This window comes from Mesorhizobium sp. BHbdii (genome assembly GCF_053848045.1).
Genome location: NZ_JBSPKX010000001.1, coordinates 138,698 through 160,141, shown reverse-complemented (window position 1 = coordinate 160,141; position 21,444 = coordinate 138,698). Strand labels below are relative to the sequence as shown.

Sequence of the window (21,444 nt, the reverse complement as noted above, 5' to 3'; positions counted from 1 at the left end):
TTATCTATTGGCTTTTCAGCTTCTTTACCGGATTGATCCTACCGTGCCTTTCAGTACCGCGACGCTGCCGGATTGCCGCATGGCACAGAGGGCCCGGAAATGAAACGCTGCATGTTCATCGACGATTCGAGCGTCATCAGGAAGGTCGCAAAGCGCATCCTGGGTGGTTCCGACATGCTGGTCATCGAAGCTGCGCGCGGTTTTGACGCGGTCGAGATGTGCACTGCTGACATGCCGGATATCATCGTCGTCGACGGCGCCTTACCGGACATGCAGGCGGAGGACGTCATTCGCCGCGTATGCGCCATCGAAAGTCCGATACGGCCCCAGATCCTGATTTCGCTGGTTGAGGTCGACGTCGCTTCGATCATGCGGGCAAAGCGCGCCGGCGCTCAAGGCTATCTGCTGAAGCCGTTCAATCGGCCGCAACTTCTCGAGTGCTTCCGCACCCTGAGAATTGCAGCCTGATTCGCCGACCCTGGCACATGGCCCAGGAGGTCGGCGCTCTAATGTCTGCGCTACAATCGCAAAAGTCCGGCCGAAGCCGGATTTTTGTCGAAAATCGATCGCATCGGCGTCGTCAGCTCAGGCGCTGACGCGGATATCTTCCGGCTCGCGCAGCACATAGCCGCGACCCCAAACCGTCTCGATGTAGTTCTGGCCGCCGGAAGCGGCGTCGAGCTTCTTGCGCAGCTTGCAGATGAAGACGTCGATGATCTTCAGTTCCGGTTCGTCCATGCCGCCGTAAAGGTGGTTGAGGAACATTTCCTTCGTGAGCGTAGTGCCCTTGCGCAGCGAGAGCAGTTCCAGCATCTGGTATTCCTTGCCGGTCAGATGCACGCGCTGGCCACCTACCTCAACGGTCTTGGCATCGAGATTGACCACCAGGTCGCCGGTGGTGATCACCGACTGGGCATGGCCCTTGGAACGCCGCACGATGGCGTGGATGCGGGCAACCAGTTCGTCCTTGTGGAACGGCTTGGTCATATAGTCGTCTGCGCCGAAGCCGAGGCCACGTACCTTGTCCTCGATGCCGGCCATGCCGGAGAGGATAAGGATCGGGGTCTTCACCTTGGAAAGGCGAAGTGTCCTCAAGACCTCGTATCCCGACATGTCGGGCAGATTGAGATCGAGAAGGATGATGTCGTAGTCGTAGAGCTTGCCTAGATCGACACCTTCTTCGCCAAGATCGGTCGTGTAGACATTGAAACTTTCCGATTTCAGCATCAGCTCGATGCTTTGTGCGGTCGCACTGTCATCTTCTATCAGCAGAACACGCATTTCATTCCCCTTTTCTGCTGCCGGACCATTTCACGACCCGTCCAGGACCGGAGCAGTGATTGCCTGAGCAGAGGCTGCCATCGAATGGTTAACAAAACCTAATTCCGTGCCGCTGACGGTATCAGATTTTTTAACCCCTTTCTACACCTTGTTGAATCTAATAGTGAATCACAGAACCAAAACGCTAATGCAAAACATTAATGAGTCAGGCTAAGTGACTCCAGAGACTCGCTGGCCGTGCTTCCGCATCGAGAGCCGGAATTTTTACCCGGCCTTAAGTCCTGAGCCGTATGATTAACAATGCCCGTAAACGAATGGTTACCGCCGGCAAAAAACTTTAGGAATTTGTTTCCCATAGTTCCGGTAAAGTCGGTGGAGACGGGTGAAGCCTGAGTTTGCCAGGTGGATTGGACGATATGTGCAGGTGTGCGTTTCCAGGAGTACCGAATCATGAAGTCACGTGAAAACCTCGTTCGGCTGAAGCAGTTTCAGGTGAATGAGAAGCGGCGGCAATTGCTGCAACTCGACATGATGATCGCCGAATTCGAGCGCATGGCTGTCGAACTCGAGCTTCAGATCACTGCCGAAGAAAAGAAAGCCGGCATCACCGACATCAACCATTTTGCCTATCCGACCTTCGCCAAGGCAGCGCGCCTGCGCCGCGACAATCTCAGAAATTCGCAAAGCGACCTCGCCCAGCAGCGAAGCGTTGCCGAATCACTGCTCGGCGAAGCCGAAGCGGAGCTTTCCAAAGCGGAAATGCTCGAATCACGCGACACCAAGATTCGCGACGCCGAGACCGGCGGCCGCAGCGCCATGATCGGCTGAAAACAAGGCTTTAAGGCCAGTCAACACCCAGCGATCAGGGCGTTGCTCACCTGGAACGTCGCCGCTCATCGGTCGAGCAGCCGCCAGTTTCAGGCCTATCCTACCAAATCCCCTTCATATTCCGCGACCGGCCGCATCCGGGCATCCCTAATGTCGGGCGTATGCGGTTCCGACCAGGACCATATCTGATTGAGCAGCCCATCAGGTTCTGGCCGAGTTCGGCGCGTCGAGCGGATGTCCGGCGGGCCCGACCGCGCAGGCCTTATGGAACTTGGCAAGGTCGATGCGAAAGAGCTTGCGGCCTAATCTGGCAAAGACCTGCTCGATGGCGCAGGCGCAATCCATGTCTTTCCCGCCGCCATGCCGATCGGCAATATTGTGCTGACGGTCTGAAGCAGAGAGAGCCGTTGCGGCAAAGCAAATAAGGGCGCGGATTGTCGCGCCTTTTGACTTACTTGGACCAGCCCTAATGCCGATATTGCTGGATGCGCGTCGTGCGCAGCCCGGCAAGGCCATATTCGTCTATCGACGCTTGCCAGGACAGGAATTCCTCGGTGGTCAGCTTATAGCGCTGGCATGCCTCTTCGAGGCTCAGAAGCCCGCCGCGCACCGCCGCCACCACTTCGGCCTTGCGCCGGATAACCCAGCGACGTGTGTTCGTCGGCGGCAGATCGGCAATCGTAAGGGGGCTGCCGTCGGGCCCGATAACATATTTGACGCGCGGTCTAACAAGATCGGTCATCGTACTCTCTACTAAAAACTCAAAGACCCAATCCCCACCACATTACCGCCACAGCTTTAAAAATTGCCTAAGCGAACCCTAATAGGTAGGTAAGGATCATGAACGGCGCGTTAGTCTTTTCGTCGGCATTTGAGGCATCTGCCCGCAAGCGCCGTATCCATTAGAAAAAATCGGCCGGCTCGCGAAGCTGGCGCACCCGGAAAGCTTGACCTATATTCCGGCCATTGGCATTCAAGCACCGTCATCCAGGGCGCCGTGCAGAACGAAAGAACCATGAACAGCCTCGACCTTCCCGGACGCCCCGAAGATACCCGCATCGTTGTTGCCATGTCGGGTGGCGTCGATTCGTCGGTCGTTGCCGGCCTATTGAAGCATGAAGGCTATGACGTCGTCGGCGTCACGCTGCAGCTCTACGACCACGGCGCGGCAACGCACCGGGCCGGCTCATGCTGCGCGGGCCAGGATATCGACGATGCTCGTCGCGTCTCCGAGACGCTCGGCATTCCGCACTATGTGCTCAATTACGAGGAGCGCTTCCGCAAGGCGGTGATCGACCCCTTCGCCGAGAGTTATGTGGCCGGCGAAACGCCGATCCCTTGCGTTTCCTGCAACCAGACGGTGAAATTCGCCGACCTTCTGGCGACCGCCAAGGAGCTCGGTGCCGACGCGCTGGCCACCGGCCATTACATCCGCTCTGGAGCCAACGGCGCCCATCGCGCACTGTACCGGCCTGTCGACGCGGACCGCGACCAGAGCTATTTCCTTTTCGCCACCACGCAGGCGCAGATCGACTATCTGCGCTTTCCGCTCGGCGGCCTGTCGAAGCCGCAGGTTCGCGCCATCGCCGAGGAAATGGGGCTAACGGTCGCCGCCAAGCAGGACAGCCAGGACATCTGCTTCGTCCCGCAGGGCAAATATTCCGACATCATAGCCAAGCTGAAGCCGACTGCTGCCAATCCGGGCGACATCGTCCATATCGACGGCCGCGTGCTCGGCCGCCATGAAGGCATTTTGCGCTACACGATCGGTCAGCGCCGCGGCATCGGCATCGCGTCGGGCGAGCCGCTCTACGTCGTCCATCTCGACGCCGACCGGGCCCGCGTCGTCGTTGGTCCGCGCGAGGCGCTGGAGACGCATAAGATCTATTTGCGCGACATGAACTGGCTGGGCGACGCTGCACTGTCAGATATCCCGACGGCTGGGCTGGAGCTTTTCGCCAAGGTCCGCTCGACACGCCCGCCGCGCCCGGCCGTGCTGCATCACAACGCCGGGATCACTTCGGTTGAACTGGTCGACGGCGAGTCCGGCATCGCGCCCGGCCAGGCCTGCGTGCTCTATTCCGACGACGGCAACGAAGCCCGCGTGTTCGGCGGCGGCTTCATCGAGCGTTCCGAGCGTGGCGCCGAGGCCGAGGCGATGCTGACGCGGCTGGCAGCCCGCCCGGCGCAGATTCCCGCCGAATAGACGAAGATCCCGATTTTATCGGGATGGATCAGGCTCTGATACAGCCGCATTTTTCTCTCAGGAAGACGATCCGGTGTGGATAACCGTGCCAGCGGTCAGGATACGCAGCACCCTGATGGCTTCCTCGCCGCTGGTACGCGGTTCTGCCCGCGTCTCGATGCACTGGAGGAAATGCTCGAGCTCTCGCGTCAGCGGCATGCCTTCGCCCACCGCCACATAGGACGGCTCGTTGGTGGTGAAGGCCCATTGGCCGCTGTCTTGCCACACCGCATGGCGGTAGACGGCGAGCTTGCGCTCCCACGGCTCGACATCGTCGAACACCGCCATCGCCTTGGTGCCGACCACGGTCAGCCGCCGCTCGCGGTAAGGGTTGAGCCGCGACGCGAAGAGATGGCTGCGCAGACCATTGGGAAAGCGCATGTGCAAATGCGCGAAATCGCTGAGATTGTCGAGGAGCGCTGCCCCCTCACCACGCACCTCGATCGGTTCCGTGCCGGTGATGGCCAGGATCATCGACAGATCGTGCGGCGCAAGGTCCCACAGCGCATCGTTCTCGGTATGAAACTTGCCGAGCCCGAGGCGGTGCGAATGGATATAGCGGACCTCGCCGAGTTCGCCACTGTCGATCAGCGCCTTCAACGTCTCGAAGGCTGGATGAAAGCGCAGCACATGGCCGACCATGAAGACGCGGCCATTGTCGGCCGCCGCCTTCACCGAGCGCTCGGCATCCGCCACCGTCAGCGCGATCGGCTTTTCCACCAGCACGTCCTTGCCGCCCCGGACTGCGCGCATCGCCATATCGGCGTGGAACTGCGGCGGCAGCGCCATTACGATGGCATCGACGTCGCTGCGGACAAACAGCGCCTCCGGCTCGATCGCCAGGCAATCCTGCTCACTGGCGAAGCCTTCGGCGCGGGCAGGGTTGACGTCCGAGACCGCGTGCAGCGCGCCGAGCGCCTTGAGGGTGCGGATGTGGTTGCTGCCCCAGTATCCGCAACCGAGGACTGCAATGCGCGGTTTCATCAATTCCAACTCTAGAATTTCGTGGCCGAGACATAGCGGCGGGCCCCGCCGAACTCAACCCCGGCATTTCTGTGCGCAATTATCTGCCCGGCAAAGCTTTTCGGCCATCAGAGCGACGCGTGTCCGATTGGGACGCACAAGTACGCGTCTCAAGACCGTAAACCTTCGCATCGCGCTTTCCGAAAATCGATTCCGGTTTTCGGAAGCACGATGCGATAGAACGTGCCGGCATGCCGGCTGCATCGATGCTTGACAGGCTTGGCGTCCCAACCTTATATCCGCCCGACCTTGGCGAACGCTTCGACATGCCTTCTGATTTAAGGAGGATTTCGGACCTTCGCCGCCCTGGCGGGGTAGCTCAGTTGGTTAGAGCACGGGAATCATAATCCTGGGGTCGGGGGTTCAAGTCCCTCTCCCGCTACCACAACTCTTTCAAATCGCTCAATAATTTTGATCCGCTTAGCGGCGGGAACACTAAGCAGCATTCGTCTGCTTGCGCTTCGCCCGTTCTGCCGGCGAGGCGGACGCGATTGAAAAGCCCGCGCCTCCGGCAGAGGTCGCGGGCAACGGTCTGTTGGGATCAAAGGGACTGATCCAGAAAGCCCGCGCCCCTGGGAGAAGGACGCGGGCTGTGATCGGCGGGGAGGATCCGATCTGGCAGCATTTGTCTGCGGCTGCAGAAGCCGAACTTTCGTCGCTGGCCTGTGTTCCACACGGAAAACAAAAAACCGCCGCACAAAGGATCGGTGAAATAGGTGGCGTTGCTGCTCGGCAAGTCGCAGCAATCTTGCTAAGATCCGCAGTGGGAGGAGAGGGACATGCAATCGCTGCCGATAGCCGATCCAAGCGTAGCCAAGGCGACTGCCGGCGTATCGCTTCCTCTCGCCTATTCCACCGCGACGCTCTGCTGGCTCCTGTCCGCCGGCGTCTACATCGCAGCCAAGTGGGTTGCCCCCGAAATGCCGCCTTGGGCGCTCTGCTTCTGGCGGCTGGCGCTCGCCTGCGCGATCCTGCTGCCTATCGTCCATCGTCATCACGGGGCGATGCTCGTGCTGATCCAGTCCCGGGCGATCGAGGTGCTGGCCATCGGCGCGATCGGGCTGACCCTCTGTCAGGGCATGATCTACACGGGCCTCAGTTACACCGACGCGACGACCGCCGGCATCATCATGGCGCTGTCGCCGATCATGACCATGGTGCTTGCCCGCTACGTGCTCGGCGAGCCCCTCGGCGTCTGGAAGGCTCTTGGCGCGCTGCTCGCTCTGGTCGGGATGGTGGTGATCGTAGCGCGCGGCGACCTTACCGCGCTGATGCGGCTCCAGTTCAATCCCGGCGAGTTGTGGATCGTCGGCAGCGCGTTTTGCTGGGGCCTCTACACCGTGCTGCTGCGTCGCTCCAAATTCGCTATCGAGCTTCTGCCGATGGTGGTCCTGCTGCTAGGAGCCGGCGCGCTGGTCGCACTGCCCCTTTATCTCTGGGAGCTGTTTTCCGGCGAGCGTTCGGCGCTGCATGCGAACGGCCTTCTGGCACTCGCCTATGTCGCTGGTCCGGGCGGCGCTCTGATGTATTACCTCTACAACCGCAGCGTCGAGACGCTTGGTGCCGGGCGCGCCAGCATGCTGCTCTATCTGCAGACTGTCTTCGTCGCCGTGCTCGCTTATCTTTTCCTTGGGGAAAGCTTGCACGACTACGACCTCGCCGGCGCTGCCTTTATCGTCGCCGGCCTGCTGCTCGCCACCGCGATCAAGCCAAGGCAGCGCACGGTGCATGTCGCGTAGGGGAACATCCGCACAGCCGAACCCAAGACGGCGCTTAGCGATCAAGAGCCGAGGCGCACATCACGCCAGATAACGTTCGACGGTTTCGCTTGGATCGGCGGTCCTTCTGCGGCATGCGCAGAACCAATCACCTTCTGAGATACAGCCATAGGGTCGTCGGCGCCAGGATCGCGGTCAGCGCTACCGGCGCGATCAGGGCGAGGACGACCTGATTGAGTGTCGCCCCGCCACCCATCAGCCCGCGCAGCGCCGTCGTCATCAGCGACACTGGATTGACTTCGACGAAAGCCCGCAGCCAGTCGGGCATGGTTCCGGGGTCGACCATGATGTTGGAGGCGAAGACGAGAGGGAACAGGAAAGTAAAGCCGAGCGTCATCACCGTGGTTGGCGTGCGGATCAGCAGGCCGAGCACGATGAATACCCAGCCCATGCCGAACCCGATGGCGATCAGCATGGCGAAGGCGGCAAGCACGCCGGGGATGCCTGCCTCAGGCCGGTAGCCAAGGATCAGCCCGATGGCGAGAATGATCGAGGCGGCAATCAAATGGCGCAGGATGTCGCCCACCATCAGGCCGGCGAACGGAGACAGCGACCAGATCGGCAGCGATCGGAAGCGGTCGAACAAGCCCTTGCCGAGATCGGTCGACAATCCCATGCCCGAATAGACTGCGTTAAACACCACGGTCTGAACCAGGATGCCGGGTAGGAAGAACTGCAGGTATTCGCCAGGCGAACCGGCGAGCGCACCGCCGAAGACGAAGGTGAAGAGCAGCGTGAACATGATCGGAGTCATCACCAGATCGAAGAGCTGCTCCGGCACATGCTTGAACTTCAGCACAGCGCGCCATCCGAAGACGAGCGCGTTGGAAAGGGCTGATGGGGTTCTAGGTCGGGCGACGCTTTGCAGCCGCTGCAGGGATGTCGTGTCGATCATGGCTTGTCGCCTTCCTTGCGGCTTTCACTCAGGCCCGGCTGGCCCGTCAGCGCGAAGAAGACCTCCTCGAGGCTGGGCTGGCCCATGGAGAAATGCGACAGCTCGATGCCGGCGGCGACCAGCTCGGCCAGCGCCTCGTTGGCGGTCTTCGCTGTGCGGGCAAGGACGGAGAGCTCCGCGCCTTCGGCACTGCGTTGGACAGGGTGCTCCAGCCGGCGTTCCAGAATGGTCGCCGCTTCGCCCAGCCGAGCAACATCGGCGAGCGCGACATGGAGAAAGCCGGAGCCGGTGGCCGCCTTCAGTTCGCGGCTGGTACCCTCGGCGATCTTCCTGCCGTGGTCGATGACGGCGATGCGCGCTGCAAGTTGATCGGCCTCTTCGAGATATTGGGTGGTGAGCAGGATGGTGACGCCGGCCTCGGCGAGGCCGCGGATCATGCCCCAGACATCCTTGCGGGCGTTCGGATCGAGGCCTGTGGTCGGCTCGTCAAGGAACAGCACGCCCGGCGTGACGACCAGCGAGGCGGCTATGTCGAGCCGCCTTCGCATGCCACCTGAATAATCCCTTACCTGCTTCGTCGCCGCTTCGGACAAGCCGAAAGCCGCGAGCAAATCGTCCGCACGAGCTTTCGCGGCGCGACCGCGAAAACCCCAGAGTCGGGCGAGCAGGACGAAGGTTCTCCCGACCCGTCAAGTCCTCGTCGAGCGAAGCGAACTGCCCGGTCATCGCAATTGCCGCACGGACCTCATGCGGGGCCTGCACGAGATCGTGCCCCATCACGGTCGCGGAGCCGGCGTCGGGGCGCGACAGCGTCGCGAGCATCCGCATCAGCGTTGTCTTGCCGGCGCCGTTCGGGCCCAAGATGGCGAAAATCATGCCGCGCGGCACATCGAGATTGATACCATCGACCGCGCGCAGCTTGCCGAATGTCTTGACCAGGCCGCGAGCGGAAATGGCTGACTGGGCAAGGCCCATAGAAGGCACACCCTTAGGAGAAGTATCGTTCATGCAATCATCACGCTAGAGGCTCCGACCATCTACCTGGCCGCCGAGGCTGAAGAGCCGGTCAGATCACATGTCGGACAGGTCTCTACTCATTTCGGGGTTTTCACTCGATCACGGCGCAGGCCTGACGATTTCCGGCATCACCTGCAGGCTGGCTTTTGTAGTCGTCCTGTCCGCCGTGGATCATCAATGCCTTGCCTCGTATGGCCGTATCTCCACCATCCAGCTTGACCATGCTGTTGAAAGCCTGGGAACGCAAAACGCCGTCGGGGCCGACCCGCTGATTTGGCATATCGCCCGCGTGCGGGCCTTTCCCGGTGAGGTATCCATGTTCGGCATTCGTCGGATTGAAGTGCCCACCGGCCGAGGCATGGCCGGTCTGATGGTCGCACTTCCCGGTTTCGTGAATATGGTATGCGACCCATTCACCCGCCGGCAGTCCTGTTACCTCCAACGCTATCAGCACGCCGTGCGCCGTCTCGGTCAGCGTGGCCGTTCCGTTCTTCTCGCCAGCCATGTTGACGAATTCGGCTTTCGCGGTCGCGGTGTCCTGAGCCGCTGCAGGCATCGCGACCGCCAGCGCCAACCCTGCTGTTGCAACCAATTTTTTCATCAACTCGTCCTCCGGTTGTCCAAGGAAGCCAAACATCAAAGGGGTCTCTTCGTTCCATTTGGGAATTGAGTTTTCGTCTCCGGCACGGCCGCCAGGAAAGCGACGCCGACAACTTTTTCGATGTACCTCAGTTTACACCCATTCGAAGAGTTGCGCGGTTTGCCAGCCCGCCAGCAGTATGATGAGAATGCCAACGAGCCTGAGAAGCGTCTTTTCTGCGATTGACTTCACTGCCCATCCCGCAATCGGCGCTGCGACTACGCCGCCAAGGATCAAGCCGGCGACAGAGAGTAGATTTTCCGTTAGCTCTCCTGCCTCCTCCCAGTGGCCCGTTAGCACCGCAAACAAGAAGGTCAGAGACACCGAGAGCGTGATGAGGAACTCGCTGGCATTTACCGTACCAATAATGTAGCGGGGCGTCCCGCCAAAACCGAGAAGGCCCGTCGTTACGATAGGTCCCCATCCGCCACCCCCTGCCGCGTCGAGAAATCCACCACCAAGTCCAAGGGGAGGTACCGAGCTTGCAGGGACCGGATTGCTTGGGATCCGCCGGAAGGAACGGAACAGGAGCCAAGCTCCGACGAGCGCAAGGTATGTGGTCACATATGGCTTCATGATCGCTCCCTCAAACGAGGTGAGCACAAAAGCGCCGAGAACGCCGCCGAGAACGCCAAACGGCATCAGGCGCCAGAAAAGCTTCCAGTCGATATTGCGGTGATAGAGGTGAGCCGAACCCGAGGCCGCAGTGGTAAACAGCTCAGCCGCGTGAACTGAAGCCGAAGCGTGTGCAGGAGACACGCCAAACCCCAGTAATGTTGTCGAGCAAATCACGCCGTACGCCATGCCGAGAGCCCCGTCCACAGCTTGAGCTACAAACCCTACGAGCGCAAAAAGAATGAACTCTTGCATTTGGCTCTCCAACAAAGCGCGGGTCGTATTTGCCGAACAGACAATTCACCAAACGCCTCGCATCGACAATGGTGACCACGAACGGGAAATTGTCCACTCGATCGACGCCTTTCCTGTACCTTCAGTCATTCAGCCTCTTAGGATATCGAGAGCGATCTCTCGAATTGGATGTTCGGGTAGCCGCACCTCCTCTGACCTGAGGTTTCACGGGTCGGATACGGGTCGGGCGCGGACTTGCAGCTCCACCCCATATCTGTTTAATTGCCGCCATCCACAGGGGTGCTCCGTATCGTCGGGGCTGAGAGATGGGCTGCAAGCCCGTAAACCCTAGAGCTGATCTGGATAATACCAGCGGAGCGAGGCGGGCGATGTTTTCTGACGTACAGATTGCTGTTTATCCGAGGACCGGCGATTTCGTCCGTGTCGAGATCTCCGCGCTCGATGCGCTCGACCCTTGTCGCGATCGGTTGCGCATGGGCACAGGCGATATTTCGACGCTGCCGGTCGGCCATGTCACGATCGAGCTTACGGTTTCGGCCAACAGCCCGGCCCCGCGCTGATCTTTTCGCCAGACAGGTCTCGCATGTCCCAATCTTTCTCCCCCGCGCCCCGAATCGCAGCCTTGTTCGCCAAGATCGGACCGCCCTTGCTATCTGTCGGCACGCTGGTTTTGGCTTGGGAGCTCTATGCGCGCATCTCGGGCATCTCGCCCACCACGCTACCCGCGCCGTCACGCATTCTCGCCCAGGCCATCCAGCAGCGCCAGGCGCTGTTCGACAACACCGTGCCGACCATCAGTGCCACATTGGTGGGCTTCGCCTGCTCGCTGGCCGTTGCCTTCCTTCTTTCGGTGCTGATCGATTTCTTCAAACCGTTGCGCCGCGCCCTGTTCCCGGTCTTCATCATTAGCCAGACGCTGCCGCTGGTGGCGATCGCCCCCCTGGTCGTTCTCTGGTTCGGCTTCGGGCTGACGCCGAAGATCATGCTGGTCGCTCTCGTGACTTTCTTTCCCATGCTGGTCGCGCTGGTGCAGGGTTACGAATCGACGGATCGGGACATCTCGGCGCTTCTGAGTTCGATGGGCGCTTCCCGCATGCGCATTTTCCTGCTGGCCCGCCTGCCCTCCTCGCTGCCCTATTTCTTCGCCGGACTGCGTATCTCGATCACCTACGCCGTGGTGGGCGCCATCTTCGCGGAATATGCCGGCGCGGCCAAAGGGCTCGGCATCTACATGCTCAACGCCAAGAACAATTTCCGGCCCGATCTCGTGCTCGCAGCCGTGCTGATCAGCGCCTTGCTCACGCTAGCCCTGTTTGCCGCCACGGTGCTGATCCAGCGCGCCGCCATGCCATGGGAGCGGCTCGATGCCGCACGAAAATCATGAGCAGACGGCTGGAGCTGCGCCAAGTCAGCAAGCGTTTTGGCGACATTGACGTGCTTGCCGGCATCACCCTGCATGTCGAGCCGGGCGAATTCGTTTCAATCCTCGGCCCCTCCGGAGCCGGCAAATCCACGATCTTCAGATTGCTGACGGGCGGTCTCGAAGGCTACGGCCGCGGTGTCGACTTCGACGGGCGGCCATTGGCCGACGCGCGCCGACCGTTTGCCTTCATGCCGCAGCACGATGTCCTGATGCCCTGGCGCACGGTTATCGACAACACCGCGCTCGGTTTGGAAGTGCAAGGCATGTCCCGCAAGGCGGCGCGCGACAAGGTGGCGCCGCTCTTCGGCGAATTCGGCCTTGCGGGCTTCGAGCAAAGGTATCCGGCGCAGCTCTCGGGCGGAATGCGCCAGCGCGCCGCGCTGTTGCGTACCGTTGTGCAGGACCGCGCCATGCTGTTGCTTGACGAACCGTTCGGCGCACTCGACGCCCTCACGCGCACCGGCATGCAGCGCTGGCTTGCGATGATGTGGGACCGACACCGCTGGACCGTCCTGCTGATCACCCACGACGTGCGCGAGGCAGTCTTCCTGTCCGACCGCATCTATGTGCTGAGCAGCCGCCCCGCCCGCGTGCTGCGCGAAATCGCCATACCTCTTCCGCGCCCGCGCACGGATCTTGTCTCGCCGGAAGCCAGCGCCATCGAAGCCGACATCCTCGATACCCTGCTCGATCCACAGCCCGCCCAAAGGACATGACCATGCTTTCCAGACGCCTCTTCATCGCTGCCGCATTGATCTCCGGGCTCGGACCCGTCACGTCCGTCCGCGCCCAGCAGACTGTCACCGTCGCACTAGACTGGACGCCGAACACAAACCATGTCGGGCTCTATGTCGCCCAGGCGAAAGGCTTCTACGCCGAGGCCGGGCTCGACGTGCAGATCCTGCCCTACAGCGACACTGCGGCCGGTACGCTGATCGCCAACCGCGTGGCTGATTTCGGTATATTGGGATCCATAGGATTGTTCACCCAACGCACCGCCGGCGCCGACCTCGTCGCCACCTACGCCATCATGCAGACAGAAACCGGCAGGCTGGTGTTCAATGCCGACCGCGCCGATATACAGTCCCCAAGGGACCTGGACGGCCTAACCTATGGCGGTTTCGGCAGCGCATGGGAGAATGCGCTGATCGGCACCATCATCCGCCATGATGGCGGCGAGGGCAAATTCGAAACGGTGACGCTGGGCACCTCCGCCTATGAGGCCTTGGCCAATGGCGCAGTCGATTTTACGCTCGAAGTCTATACTTGGGAGGGGATCAAAGCGGAACTTGACGGCAAGGCCCAACGCGCCTTCCGCTACGCCGATTACGGCGTGCCCGACCAACACACCAATTTCATTGGCTCGAGCCGGGCCTACCTCGAAAAGAACAAGGACACGGCAACTGGGTTCATCGCCGCGACCAGGCGCGGCTATGCCTTCGCCGTCGAACATCCGCAAGAAGCGGCTGATATCCTGATCGCAGCAAACAGCGACGTGCTGACCGACCGTCCGCTGATCGAAGCATCGCTGAAAGCGCTGGTCGACGGCCACTATCTGCAAAGCCCCACCGGCGCGATCGGCACAATCGATCCAGCAAAGATGGAGGCGATTGGCGACTACCTGTTCAAGGCCGGCGCCCTGCGCGACAGCGATGGAAACCTGATCGGCGAACGCCTCGATTTCGCGGCCTATTACAGCAACGCCTATATAGCCGGCGAAAAATGAGCCCGCCGCTGTGCATATATCTGAATGCCGTGATCTTTAGCCTCGGCAGTCACGAGGCCGGTTGGCGCATACCCGAAAAGCGACCCGCTTGCCTCGACTTGCCTCGACTATTGGGTCGACCAGCAAAGCATCATCGACGACGTGATGCCTTTGCTGGAGCGTTCGGAAGTTTTCGACGCTAGGGGTGAGCGCACCCTTCGCGAGCGATACGGCCTGCCAAGTCTTTAGGTCTAGAATCGAACAGGGGCGCGTGGCGGTGCTTACTCACGACTAGGCCCGGCTCCGGACTGACGTGATGGCTTCGTGTAGCGCTTTGGCGTCAGTTCCGCCCCGGGTTGGCCGTTCAACCGTTTCTTGAGAATGTCAATGAGGCTGATGGTGACCGCGATCACCGCAGGGCCGAGGACGAGTCCGGATGCTCCAAAGAGGACGATGCCACCGACCGCGCCGATAAAGGCCATCACTGTGTGGAGCCGCAACCGGCTCCCGACAAGCATCGGATAGAGCAGATTGTCGATGCCGGCGACGACGCCGCCGCCCCAGATGGTCAGGATCGCTGCGCTTGCCCAAGACCCTTCCAGTGCGAGATAGATCGCTGCCGGCACCCAGATCACGAATGCGCCGAGCACTGGCACGATGGCAAGAAGTCCCATTACCAGGCCCCAGAAGACCGGCGTCGGCAGGCCGAGCCACCAGAACATCAGGCCGCCCAGCGTTCCCTGCACAGCGGCGACAAAAACGGTGCCTATCAGGATCGCATGTACCGTCTCGGCAAAGCGCGACAGCATGTATGCCGTCTCCGGTGCACGCAGGGGCGAGAGACGCTCGATCCCCCGCAGGGCGGATTCACGGTCCCGCAGAAAATAGAACAGCAGATAGAATGTCAGCACGAACATCACGGCCTGATTGATCGAGCCGCGCAATAGCGATGTGCTTTGTCCCGTCAGCCATTGTACAAATGCGGCGACCGTGCCGGCCGGATCGAGTTGGTTCTCAACCCACTGGGCAACCGCCGAAAGCCTGGGATAGCCCGACACGAAGGCATCTGTGTTCCAACCCCGGATGACCTCCTCCAGATAAGTGGCGCCGTTTACCGCCTCGCGAACAAGCTGCTGTGCCACGAAGATGAGCGGCAGGCCGACTGCAACCGCCGCGATGCTGACTGACATCAGTGCAGCCAGGTTTTGGTTCCTGAGCCTTTCCTCGACCCGTCGATGAGCCGGATACAGGACGATTGCCAACACCAGCGCCCACGTCAATGCGGGCAAAAAAGGCAACGCCAAGAGATAGCAGACATACAGACCGATCGCCGTCGCGGCCACGATGCCGAGCAATCTCATTTGTTTCATATCGGGCATCTGTTTCAGGTCGGGCACCTCTCGCCGTCTCGCAAACCAAGCGAGCCTAGTGGATTTCCCGACAAAATGGCAGCTCCCGGTGCCGCACCCCTACGGCTAGGCCGCTGTGGAATATGACGACAATGGCACGGACATTTTCTCGCTCATTGGGCTGATTATGCCGACTGGGCACCCGTGCCCGATGCCAGCACCGCGGCCTGCCCGGTCGTGGATGCTCTGACCTACGGCGGTTCTACAGCTCGCTCGCGAACTCGCAGCTTCACAGGACCAATAGAAAAAAGGCCGGACTGTTAAAGTCCGGCCAGGCATGAAGGTTTAAAAACCTCCAGAGGGGAACGCGCCGGACGCAATGGGAGGAAAACATCCGACGCAGTGCGCATATGGGTCGCCTCGGGTGACGTTTCAACGAGATGTGGTGGGCCACATCAGCCGCTCCATAGAGCCACATCCGAAGATTCATCGTCACGGTCTGCAGCAGCTTCGATTGCCGCTGACGAACAGGCGCGCATGCCGCGCGACCTCGCTACCGGCGCTCTACAGATTCCGCCAGATGGCGAGGGCACGGGAAAGGCCGGCGTAGCTCGCCATCCTTGATGCGGCTTTCGCAGACTGTTTTGGATCTCCCGGAAGCCGCTGAACGGCGACCGAGATAAATCGTGGCAGCTATTGGCGTAGCCGCCACGACAAGGGTCTCACCAGCCTAGTCGATGTCGAAGGATACGCCTTGGGCCAGCGGCAGCGCCTTGGAATAGTTCACCGTGTTGGTGGCGCGCCGCATGTAAGCCTTCCAGGCGTCGGAGCCCGACTCGCGGCCGCCGCCGGTCTCCTTCTCGCCACCGAAGGCACCACCGATCTCGGCCCCCGATGTGCCTATGTTGACGTTGGCGATGCCGCAGTCGGACCCGTCGACGCCGAGGAAGCGCTCGGATTCCTGCAGGTCGCGGGTGAAGATCGACGACGACAGCCCCGCTCCGACCGCGTTGTGCTCGTCGAGCACGGCGTCGAAATCCGAGTACTTCATCACATAGAGGATCGGCGCGAAGGTCTCTTCCGTCACCGGCGAGACCTGCGTGGGCATCTCGACCAGCGCCGGACGAACGTAATAGGCGTCGGGATGGCCATTGTCGACCCGCGTGCCGCCGGTCACCTTGCCGTCGTGAGCGGCGGCTTCCTTCAACGCGTTCTGCATGCTGTCGAAGGCTGCCTTGTCGATCAACGGTCCGACCAGCGCGGATGTCTCCAGCGGATTGCCGACCGAGACGCTTTCATAGGCCTTCTTGAGGCGCGGAACAAAGGCATCATAGATGCTCTCATGCACGAACAGGCGCCGCAGCGTCGTGCAGCGCTGCCCGGCCGTGCCCATGGCGCCGAACGCAATGGCGCGCAAGGCCATGTCGAGATCGGCCGTCGGGCAGACGATGCCGGCATTATTGCCGCCGAGCTCCAGCACAGCGCGCGCAAAGCGTTTTGCCAGCCGCGGACCGACATCCCTGCCCATGCGGGTCGAGCCGGTGGCCGAGACCAGCGGCACCTTGGGATGGTCGACCAGAATTTCGCCGACGGCGCGATCGCCGATCAGCACCGACGTTAAACCTTCCGGAGCATCGCCGAAACGCTCCGCCGCACGCTTGAAGATCGCCTCGCAGGCGAGCGCCGTCAGCGGCGTCTTTTCCGAGGGCTTCCACACCACAGCGTCGCCGCAGACCAGCGCAAGCGCCGCGTTCCACGACCACACCGCGACCGGGAAGTTGAAGGCCGAAATCACGCCGATGACGCCCAGCGGGTGCCAGGTTTCCATCATGCGATGACCGGGCCGCTCGGTGGCGATGGTCAGGCCGTAGAGCTGGCGCGACAGGCCGACGGCGAAATCACAGATGTCGATCATTTCCTGCACTTCGCCGAGCCCTTCGGACGGAATCTTGCCGACCTCGATCGACACCAGCCGGCCAAGCTCGGCCTTGTGCGCGCGCAGTTCCTCGCCAAGCAGCCGCACCAGCTCGCCGCGCTTCGGTGCCGGCACCAGACGCCAGGCCTGGAAGGCCTTGTGGGCGGCATCGATGGTCTTTGCCGCACCGGCCGGCGAGATCGTCTTCAGCGCGGCGATCTGCTCGCCTGTCACCGGGCTGCGCACGATAAGATCGCCGCCCGAAAGCGCGTCCTCAGCGACACCCAGTTTCGCCAGTAACCCGGCTGTTTCCTTCGCAATCGTCATTTTCTTTCCCTTTCAGATCCCGTCGCTCATAATGCATGTCGCCCAAAAGTGCGCAGCGGTTTTGGGACAACGACATGCATAAAACAAACTTGCCAAAGCCTTGTGCCATGCCGTCCCTGTACCGATCGGCACATCAGGCGCTGTCATGGCGTGGCATTACTCGTTTCAGGGAAAAATGGCCACCCCGGCATGGTCTAAGCCAAGGTCAGACCGTTGAACCAGTGACTCGTTCAGCGCGCTGTCTGCGCGGTTCCCCGCGCGGCGCCTTCCTTCATCAGGCGGTCGATATGCATGCGGATATGGGCGGCCTCGGCTGCCGTGTTGGCAAGAGCGATGGCACGGTCGAAGGCGATGCGCGCCTCCTCGCCACGACCAAGCTGCATCAGCAGGCCGCCTTTGAGGCCGAAGAAATGGAAATAGCCGGAAAGCCTTTGCTCCAATGGCTCGATCATGGCAAGTGCCGCTTCCGGCCCGCGCACCTTGGCGACCGCGACGGCGCGATTGAGCGTCACCACCGGCGACGGCTGCATCTGCTCGAGCAAGCTGTAGAGCAGGTCGATCTCGTTCCAGTCAGTATCCTCGGGCTTCGCCGCCCGCGCATGCAGGGCCGCGATCGCGGCCTGCACCTGGTAGGGACCCGGCTTCTGGTGGCGCAGCGCCTTGTCGACCAGCGCCAGCCCCTCGTCGATCATCTTGCGGCTCCACAGGCTGCGATCCTGGTCTTCGAGGAGCACGATCTCGCCATTCTCGTCGAAACGCGCCGGCGCACGCGCATGCTGGAGAAGCAAAAGCGCCGTCAGGCCCATGATCTCCGGCTCGGTCTGGAACAGCCTAAGCAGCAGCCTGGCCAGCCGGATTGCTTCTTCGCAGAGGGGCGCGCGGGCCGGTGCCTCGCCGCTGTTGATCGAATAGCCTTCGTTGAAGATCAGGTAGACCATGGCAGCGACGGCGGCCAGTCGTTCGGACCGCTCAACCGCACCCGGCGTCTCGAACGGCACGCCGGCATCGGCGATGCGCGCCTTGGCACGGGTGATGCGCTGCTCCATGGCGCTTTCACCGACGAGGAAGGCGCGGGCAATCTGCTTCACGGTCAGGCCCGAAACGATGCGCAACGCCACGGCGATCTGCTGCGTCGCCGGCAGGTCGGGATGGCAGCAGATGAACAGCAGCCGCAATATGTCATCGCGGTAGTGCGCGCCGTCCAGCCGTTCGGCGATGTCGGTCTCAGCATCTTCCAGGTCGGAGATCTGGTCCTCTTCCGGCAGCGGCGCCTGCTTGGCACGTTTGCGCACCGCGTCGATGCCGCTGTTGCGGCCGACGAAGATCAGCCAGGCTGCCGGATCGCGCGGCGGGCCGTTTGTCGGCCAGTTCTTGAGAGCTCGCAGGCAAGCGTCCTGGAAGGCTTCCTCCGCCGCATCGAGATCGCGGAAGTAGCGCAGCAGCGCGCCCATCGCCTGGGGGCGGGCAGTGCTGATCGCCGTGCTGATCCAGGTAAGGTCGGTCATGCGGAAACCTTGGCGGGATTGAAGAGCGAAACCGGCCGTATCTCGTAGGAGCCGCCGCTCGGGTTGACCTCGGAAAGTTCACGCGCAAAGTCGACGGCCTCCTCGAGATCGGCGCATTCGAGCGTGTAGAAGCCGAGGAACTGTTCCTTGGTTTCGGCAAATGGTCCGTCGATGACGACCGCTTCGCCTTTGACCTTTCTTAGGGTTGTCGCAGCGGTTGTCGGCAGCAGCCGCGCGACCGGGCCGAGCCGGCCCGCCTGAGCGTATTTTTCCTGCACGCCCAGGAGTTTTTTCATGACAGCGTCATCTTGCTCCTTGCTCCAGGAGCAGACGACGTCTTCGGAGGCATAGCAGAGGATCGCGTAAAGCATGGGTCGTCCTTTTCTCTGTCAAAGGACGAAACACTAGGGCCTATCCCGACATGACGTCGACAAAAAATTACGTCCTGCACGGATCACGAAAGCCTGCGGCGGCTCCGTTCGGTTCAGCTCCCCTGCGCCTCCAGCCATCTCAGTACGAGAGCCTCTTCGTCGTCAAGACCGGGTATCGATCGTTTCCGCTTGTTCGCATCCGCTATTTCGCTGAGCAGCCGTCCTTCGGACCAGGCATCGAAAACTTGCGGGTGGATGTAACATCTGCGGCAGATGGCGCGGGTGTTGCCCAGCCGCTCGGCGACCTTGTCGATGAGGCCGTTCATCACCCGCTTCTGTTGTGCCCGGCTTTCCGGTCGTTCGGTTTGCGCAAACAGTGACGCAGCATGGATAGTGCCGCCCCAGGTTCGGAAGTGCTTGGAGCTGAAATCCGCCCCTGCCGTCTCCCTGATGTAGCGGTTGACGTCGTCGGATCGGATCGGTCGCCTGCTTCCGTCGTCGTCGAGATACTGGAACAGCTTCTGGCCCGGCAGATCCTGCGCCCCGCGCACGATCCTGGCGATCCGGCGATCGACGAGCTTCAGCTTCCATTCCTTGCCGGACTTGCCTTTGAAAGCGAAACGCAGGCTCGAGCCATTGATGTCGACATGGCGGTCGCGCAGCGTGGTCAGCCCAAAGCTGTTGTTGTCGCGAGCGTAGGCGGCATTGCCGACGCGGATCATCGTGTTGTCGAGCAGCCAGACCACAGCGGCGACAACGCGTTCCAGCGGCAGGCCGTGACGGCGCAGATCGGCATCGATCTGGCGTCGCAGCTCAGGCAGGCTTTCTGCAAAGGCAACCAGGCTCGAATATTTGACGCCGTCACGCTCCTCCGCCCATAGCGCATGATACCGATATTGCTTGCGTCCGCGCTGATCACGGCCTGTCGCCTGGATGTGACCGTCAGCATCCGGCGAGATCCACACATCCGTCCACGCCGGTGGAACGGCAAGCGCCCTGATGCGGGCCATAGTGTCGTCGTCGACACCCTGCCCGTCAGGCCCTTTATATGAGAATCCCTTGCCAGCCCTGAGACGCCGGATACCGGGCTCGGCGTCGGTGAGGTAGGTAAGCGAGGCTCGATCGGCAGAGGCTTGCGACCCATTTGTCGGCGCCCCGTCTTTTGGTGCAACCTCCTTGCCAGCCGATCGGCCGGATGGCGACCCGGATTTGTCCAACATGTCCTCTCCGCGAGAAATTTTCCCGTAGATAAGCGCCGGACCCGCCGCTGGTTCCGCGAATGGCTTTCAGAATGATGTCAGGCTCACCGCGTGTGCGTTCGAGGAGCCGTCCTCTGTCTACGTTCGGCGCCTACAAATCGAGTGCGGCCTCGCTTGCCGTTATGCCTTTTCCAGCACGACTGGAATGACGTCGACCGCTTGCTCGCCGACCTGCCCTCCGGTTGTTTTCAGGACGCCGACGATCGGCGCTACATCCGAATAGTCCCGGCCATGGCCGACGGTGATGTGGTCGTTGCTTGCCCGCATGCCATTGGTCGGATCGAACTCCTGCCAACCGGTGTCGCGCCCGCACCACACCTTGACCCAGGCATGCATGGCGTCGGCCCCTTCCAGCCGCGGTTTTCCGCGCGGCGGAATGGTGCGCAGGAACCCGCTGACATAGCCGGCGGGGACACCCAGGCCGCGCAGGCCGGCGATCATGATATGCGAAAAGTCCTGGCAGACGCCCCGCTTCAGGTCGAAGGCATCGCTTGCCCGGGTCTGCACCGTAGTTGCCTCGCCATCATAGGTGAAATCGCGGTAGATACGGTTGCACAGGTCCATGGCCGTGCTGATAGCGGAGTTGCCGGCACTGCTCCGCGCGTAGGCCGTGATCGCCGCATCAATGCCGGCATGGTCGCTGGCGGCCAGAAAGTGATGCGGTGTATCAGGCGACAGCGACCGCACCGCATCGAGTTCCTCCCTCAGCCGGCGAATGTCGGGCGACACGTCAAGCCCAGGTTCCGGCCGCGAAACCGCGACGCGTGCGCTCATCCTGATGTCGAGCGCATCGTGAACGTCGCGAAAGGCGATCGACGTGACATTGTTGCCAAAGAAATCGGAAAAATCCGAGCGTTCGCTCGGCGCCGGTGCGAAGGACAGCGAAGCGGCGATCACGCGCTGCACGCCCGATATCGTCGGCGGCAGCACGCGCACCTGATGGCGGCCGCCGCCGGCCGCAGCATCGTAATCGTAACGCAGATTGAGCCTGATGTCGTATAGCATGCCCGCCT

At 61.6% G+C, this 21,444-nt stretch carries 22 protein-coding genes, 1 tRNA gene, 1 pseudogene and 1 riboswitch; of the genes and pseudogenes, 9 read left to right on the top strand and 15 right to left on the bottom strand.

Going from position 1 to position 21,444, the window contains the following annotated elements:
• The first annotated feature begins 99 nt into the window (after positions 1–99).
• Positions 100–468 (top strand): response regulator, encoded by a 369-nt coding sequence (locus ACWTU8_RS00695; RefSeq protein WP_455846655.1) that lies wholly within the window; start codon positions 100–102, stop codon positions 466–468.
• 117 nt (positions 469–585) lie between these two features.
• Here the strand turns inward: ACWTU8_RS00695 and ctrA are convergent, their stop codons facing one another.
• Positions 586–1,281: a response regulator transcription factor CtrA gene (ctrA, locus tag ACWTU8_RS00690; protein WP_006203583.1), complete on the bottom strand. Its 696-nt coding sequence runs from the start codon at positions 1,279–1,281 to the stop codon at positions 586–588.
• A 450-nt stretch (positions 1,282–1,731) separates the two neighbouring features.
• Between ctrA and ACWTU8_RS00685 the strand changes: the two genes are divergently transcribed.
• On the top strand, positions 1,732–2,109 hold the full coding sequence (locus ACWTU8_RS00685) for a flagellar export protein FliJ (RefSeq protein WP_029349790.1): 378 nt from the start codon (positions 1,732–1,734) through the stop codon (positions 2,107–2,109).
• A 201-nt stretch (positions 2,110–2,310) separates the two neighbouring features.
• Here the strand turns inward: ACWTU8_RS00685 and ACWTU8_RS00680 are convergent, their stop codons facing one another.
• Positions 2,311–2,625: a hypothetical protein gene (locus tag ACWTU8_RS00680; protein WP_455846654.1), complete on the bottom strand. Its 315-nt coding sequence runs from the start codon at positions 2,623–2,625 to the stop codon at positions 2,311–2,313.
• The gene (gene sciP / locus ACWTU8_RS00675) at positions 2,576–2,851 is read right to left on the bottom strand and encodes a CtrA inhibitor SciP (protein ID WP_006203587.1); all 276 of its coding nucleotides are present in this window, start codon (positions 2,849–2,851) and stop codon (positions 2,576–2,578) included. Before sciP ends, ACWTU8_RS00680 begins: the two co-directional genes overlap by 50 nt.
• A 273-nt stretch (positions 2,852–3,124) precedes the next feature.
• On the opposite strand from sciP, the gene mnmA reads away from it, so the two are divergent.
• Positions 3,125–4,315, top strand: coding sequence for a tRNA 2-thiouridine(34) synthase MnmA (mnmA, locus tag ACWTU8_RS00670; protein WP_065012039.1), 1,191 nt, complete (start codon positions 3,125–3,127; stop codon positions 4,313–4,315).
• 57 nt (positions 4,316–4,372) lie between these two features.
• Here the strand turns inward: mnmA and ACWTU8_RS00665 are convergent, their stop codons facing one another.
• On the bottom strand, positions 4,373–5,338 hold the full coding sequence (locus tag ACWTU8_RS00665) for a Gfo/Idh/MocA family protein (RefSeq protein ID WP_455846653.1): 966 nt from the start codon (positions 5,336–5,338) through the stop codon (positions 4,373–4,375).
• Between the two features lie 347 nt (positions 5,339–5,685).
• Here ACWTU8_RS00665 and ACWTU8_RS00660 point away from each other — a divergent pair.
• A tRNA-Met gene (locus ACWTU8_RS00660) sits at positions 5,686–5,762 on the top strand.
• A 394-nt stretch (positions 5,763–6,156) separates the two neighbouring features.
• A complete protein-coding gene (locus tag ACWTU8_RS00655; protein WP_455846652.1) occupies positions 6,157–7,116 on the top strand; it encodes a DMT family transporter in 960 nt (319 codons plus the stop codon).
• Positions 7,117–7,243: 127 nt separating this feature from the next.
• Here ACWTU8_RS00655 and ACWTU8_RS00650 read toward each other — a convergent pair whose 3' ends face one another.
• From ACWTU8_RS00650 to ACWTU8_RS00630, 5 genes and pseudogenes are all read right to left on the bottom strand, one after another.
• Positions 7,244–8,050 carry an ABC transporter permease gene (locus ACWTU8_RS00650; RefSeq protein ID WP_455846651.1) on the bottom strand — a complete coding sequence of 269 codons (807 nt, stop codon included), beginning with the start codon at positions 8,048–8,050 and terminating at the stop codon, positions 7,244–7,246.
• Positions 8,047–8,487, bottom strand: coding sequence for an ATP-binding protein DrrA1-3 family domain-containing protein (locus ACWTU8_RS00645; RefSeq protein WP_455848346.1), 441 nt, complete (start codon positions 8,485–8,487; stop codon positions 8,047–8,049). The genes ACWTU8_RS00650 and ACWTU8_RS00645 overlap by 4 nt, the downstream gene beginning before the upstream one ends.
• 9 nt (positions 8,488–8,496) lie before the next feature.
• Positions 8,497–8,926, bottom strand: a pseudogene (locus ACWTU8_RS00640) (ABC transporter ATP-binding protein); the annotation flags it as partial.
• Between the two features lie 232 nt (positions 8,927–9,158).
• Positions 9,159–9,668, bottom strand: a complete 510-nt coding sequence (locus ACWTU8_RS00635) for a superoxide dismutase family protein (protein ID WP_455848345.1) — start codon at positions 9,666–9,668, stop codon at positions 9,159–9,161.
• A 132-nt stretch (positions 9,669–9,800) separates the two neighbouring features.
• Positions 9,801–10,577, bottom strand: coding sequence for a sulfite exporter TauE/SafE family protein (locus ACWTU8_RS00630; protein ID WP_455846650.1), 777 nt, complete (start codon positions 10,575–10,577; stop codon positions 9,801–9,803).
• 265 nt (positions 10,578–10,842) lie between these two features.
• A riboswitch (TPP riboswitch) is annotated at positions 10,843–10,955 on the top strand.
• Here ACWTU8_RS00630 and ACWTU8_RS00625 point away from each other — a divergent pair.
• From ACWTU8_RS00625 to ACWTU8_RS00610, 4 genes are all read left to right on the top strand, one after another.
• Positions 10,946–11,137: a hypothetical protein gene (locus tag ACWTU8_RS00625; protein ID WP_455846649.1), complete on the top strand. Its 192-nt coding sequence runs from the start codon at positions 10,946–10,948 to the stop codon at positions 11,135–11,137. (Overlaps the previous riboswitch by 10 nt.)
• A gap of 23 nt (positions 11,138–11,160) precedes the next feature.
• Positions 11,161–11,961 (top strand): ABC transporter permease, encoded by an 801-nt coding sequence (locus tag ACWTU8_RS00620; protein ID WP_455846648.1) that lies wholly within the window; start codon positions 11,161–11,163, stop codon positions 11,959–11,961.
• Positions 11,958–12,716 (top strand): ABC transporter ATP-binding protein, encoded by a 759-nt coding sequence (locus ACWTU8_RS00615; protein WP_455846647.1) that lies wholly within the window; start codon positions 11,958–11,960, stop codon positions 12,714–12,716. The genes ACWTU8_RS00620 and ACWTU8_RS00615 overlap by 4 nt, the downstream gene beginning before the upstream one ends.
• Positions 12,713–13,726: an ABC transporter substrate-binding protein gene (locus ACWTU8_RS00610; RefSeq protein ID WP_455846646.1), complete on the top strand. Its 1,014-nt coding sequence runs from the start codon at positions 12,713–12,715 to the stop codon at positions 13,724–13,726. Before ACWTU8_RS00615 ends, ACWTU8_RS00610 begins: the two co-directional genes overlap by 4 nt.
• Positions 13,727–13,986: 260 nt before the next feature.
• Here ACWTU8_RS00610 and ACWTU8_RS00605 read toward each other — a convergent pair whose 3' ends face one another.
• From ACWTU8_RS00605 to ACWTU8_RS00580, 6 genes are all read right to left on the bottom strand, one after another.
• Positions 13,987–15,075: an AI-2E family transporter gene (locus ACWTU8_RS00605; RefSeq protein WP_455846645.1), complete on the bottom strand. Its 1,089-nt coding sequence runs from the start codon at positions 15,073–15,075 to the stop codon at positions 13,987–13,989.
• 709 nt (positions 15,076–15,784) lie between these two features.
• The gene (gene amaB, locus ACWTU8_RS00600; RefSeq protein ID WP_455846644.1) at positions 15,785–17,296 is read right to left on the bottom strand and encodes an L-piperidine-6-carboxylate dehydrogenase; all 1,512 of its coding nucleotides are present in this window, start codon (positions 17,294–17,296) and stop codon (positions 15,785–15,787) included.
• A 230-nt stretch (positions 17,297–17,526) separates the two neighbouring features.
• A complete protein-coding gene (locus ACWTU8_RS00595) occupies positions 17,527–18,801 on the bottom strand; it encodes an RNA polymerase sigma factor (protein WP_455846643.1) in 1,275 nt (424 codons plus the stop codon).
• Positions 18,798–19,172 (bottom strand): YciI family protein, encoded by a 375-nt coding sequence (locus ACWTU8_RS00590; RefSeq protein WP_029349747.1) that lies wholly within the window; start codon positions 19,170–19,172, stop codon positions 18,798–18,800. The genes ACWTU8_RS00595 and ACWTU8_RS00590 overlap by 4 nt, the downstream gene beginning before the upstream one ends.
• Before the next feature lie 113 nt (positions 19,173–19,285).
• The gene (locus tag ACWTU8_RS00585; RefSeq protein ID WP_455846642.1) at positions 19,286–20,392 is read right to left on the bottom strand and encodes a DNA topoisomerase IB; all 1,107 of its coding nucleotides are present in this window, start codon (positions 20,390–20,392) and stop codon (positions 19,286–19,288) included.
• Between the two features lie 159 nt (positions 20,393–20,551).
• Positions 20,552–21,436 carry a transglutaminase family protein gene (locus ACWTU8_RS00580; RefSeq protein WP_455846641.1) on the bottom strand — a complete coding sequence of 295 codons (885 nt, stop codon included), beginning with the start codon at positions 21,434–21,436 and terminating at the stop codon, positions 20,552–20,554.
• Positions 21,437–21,444 lie beyond the last annotated feature (8 nt).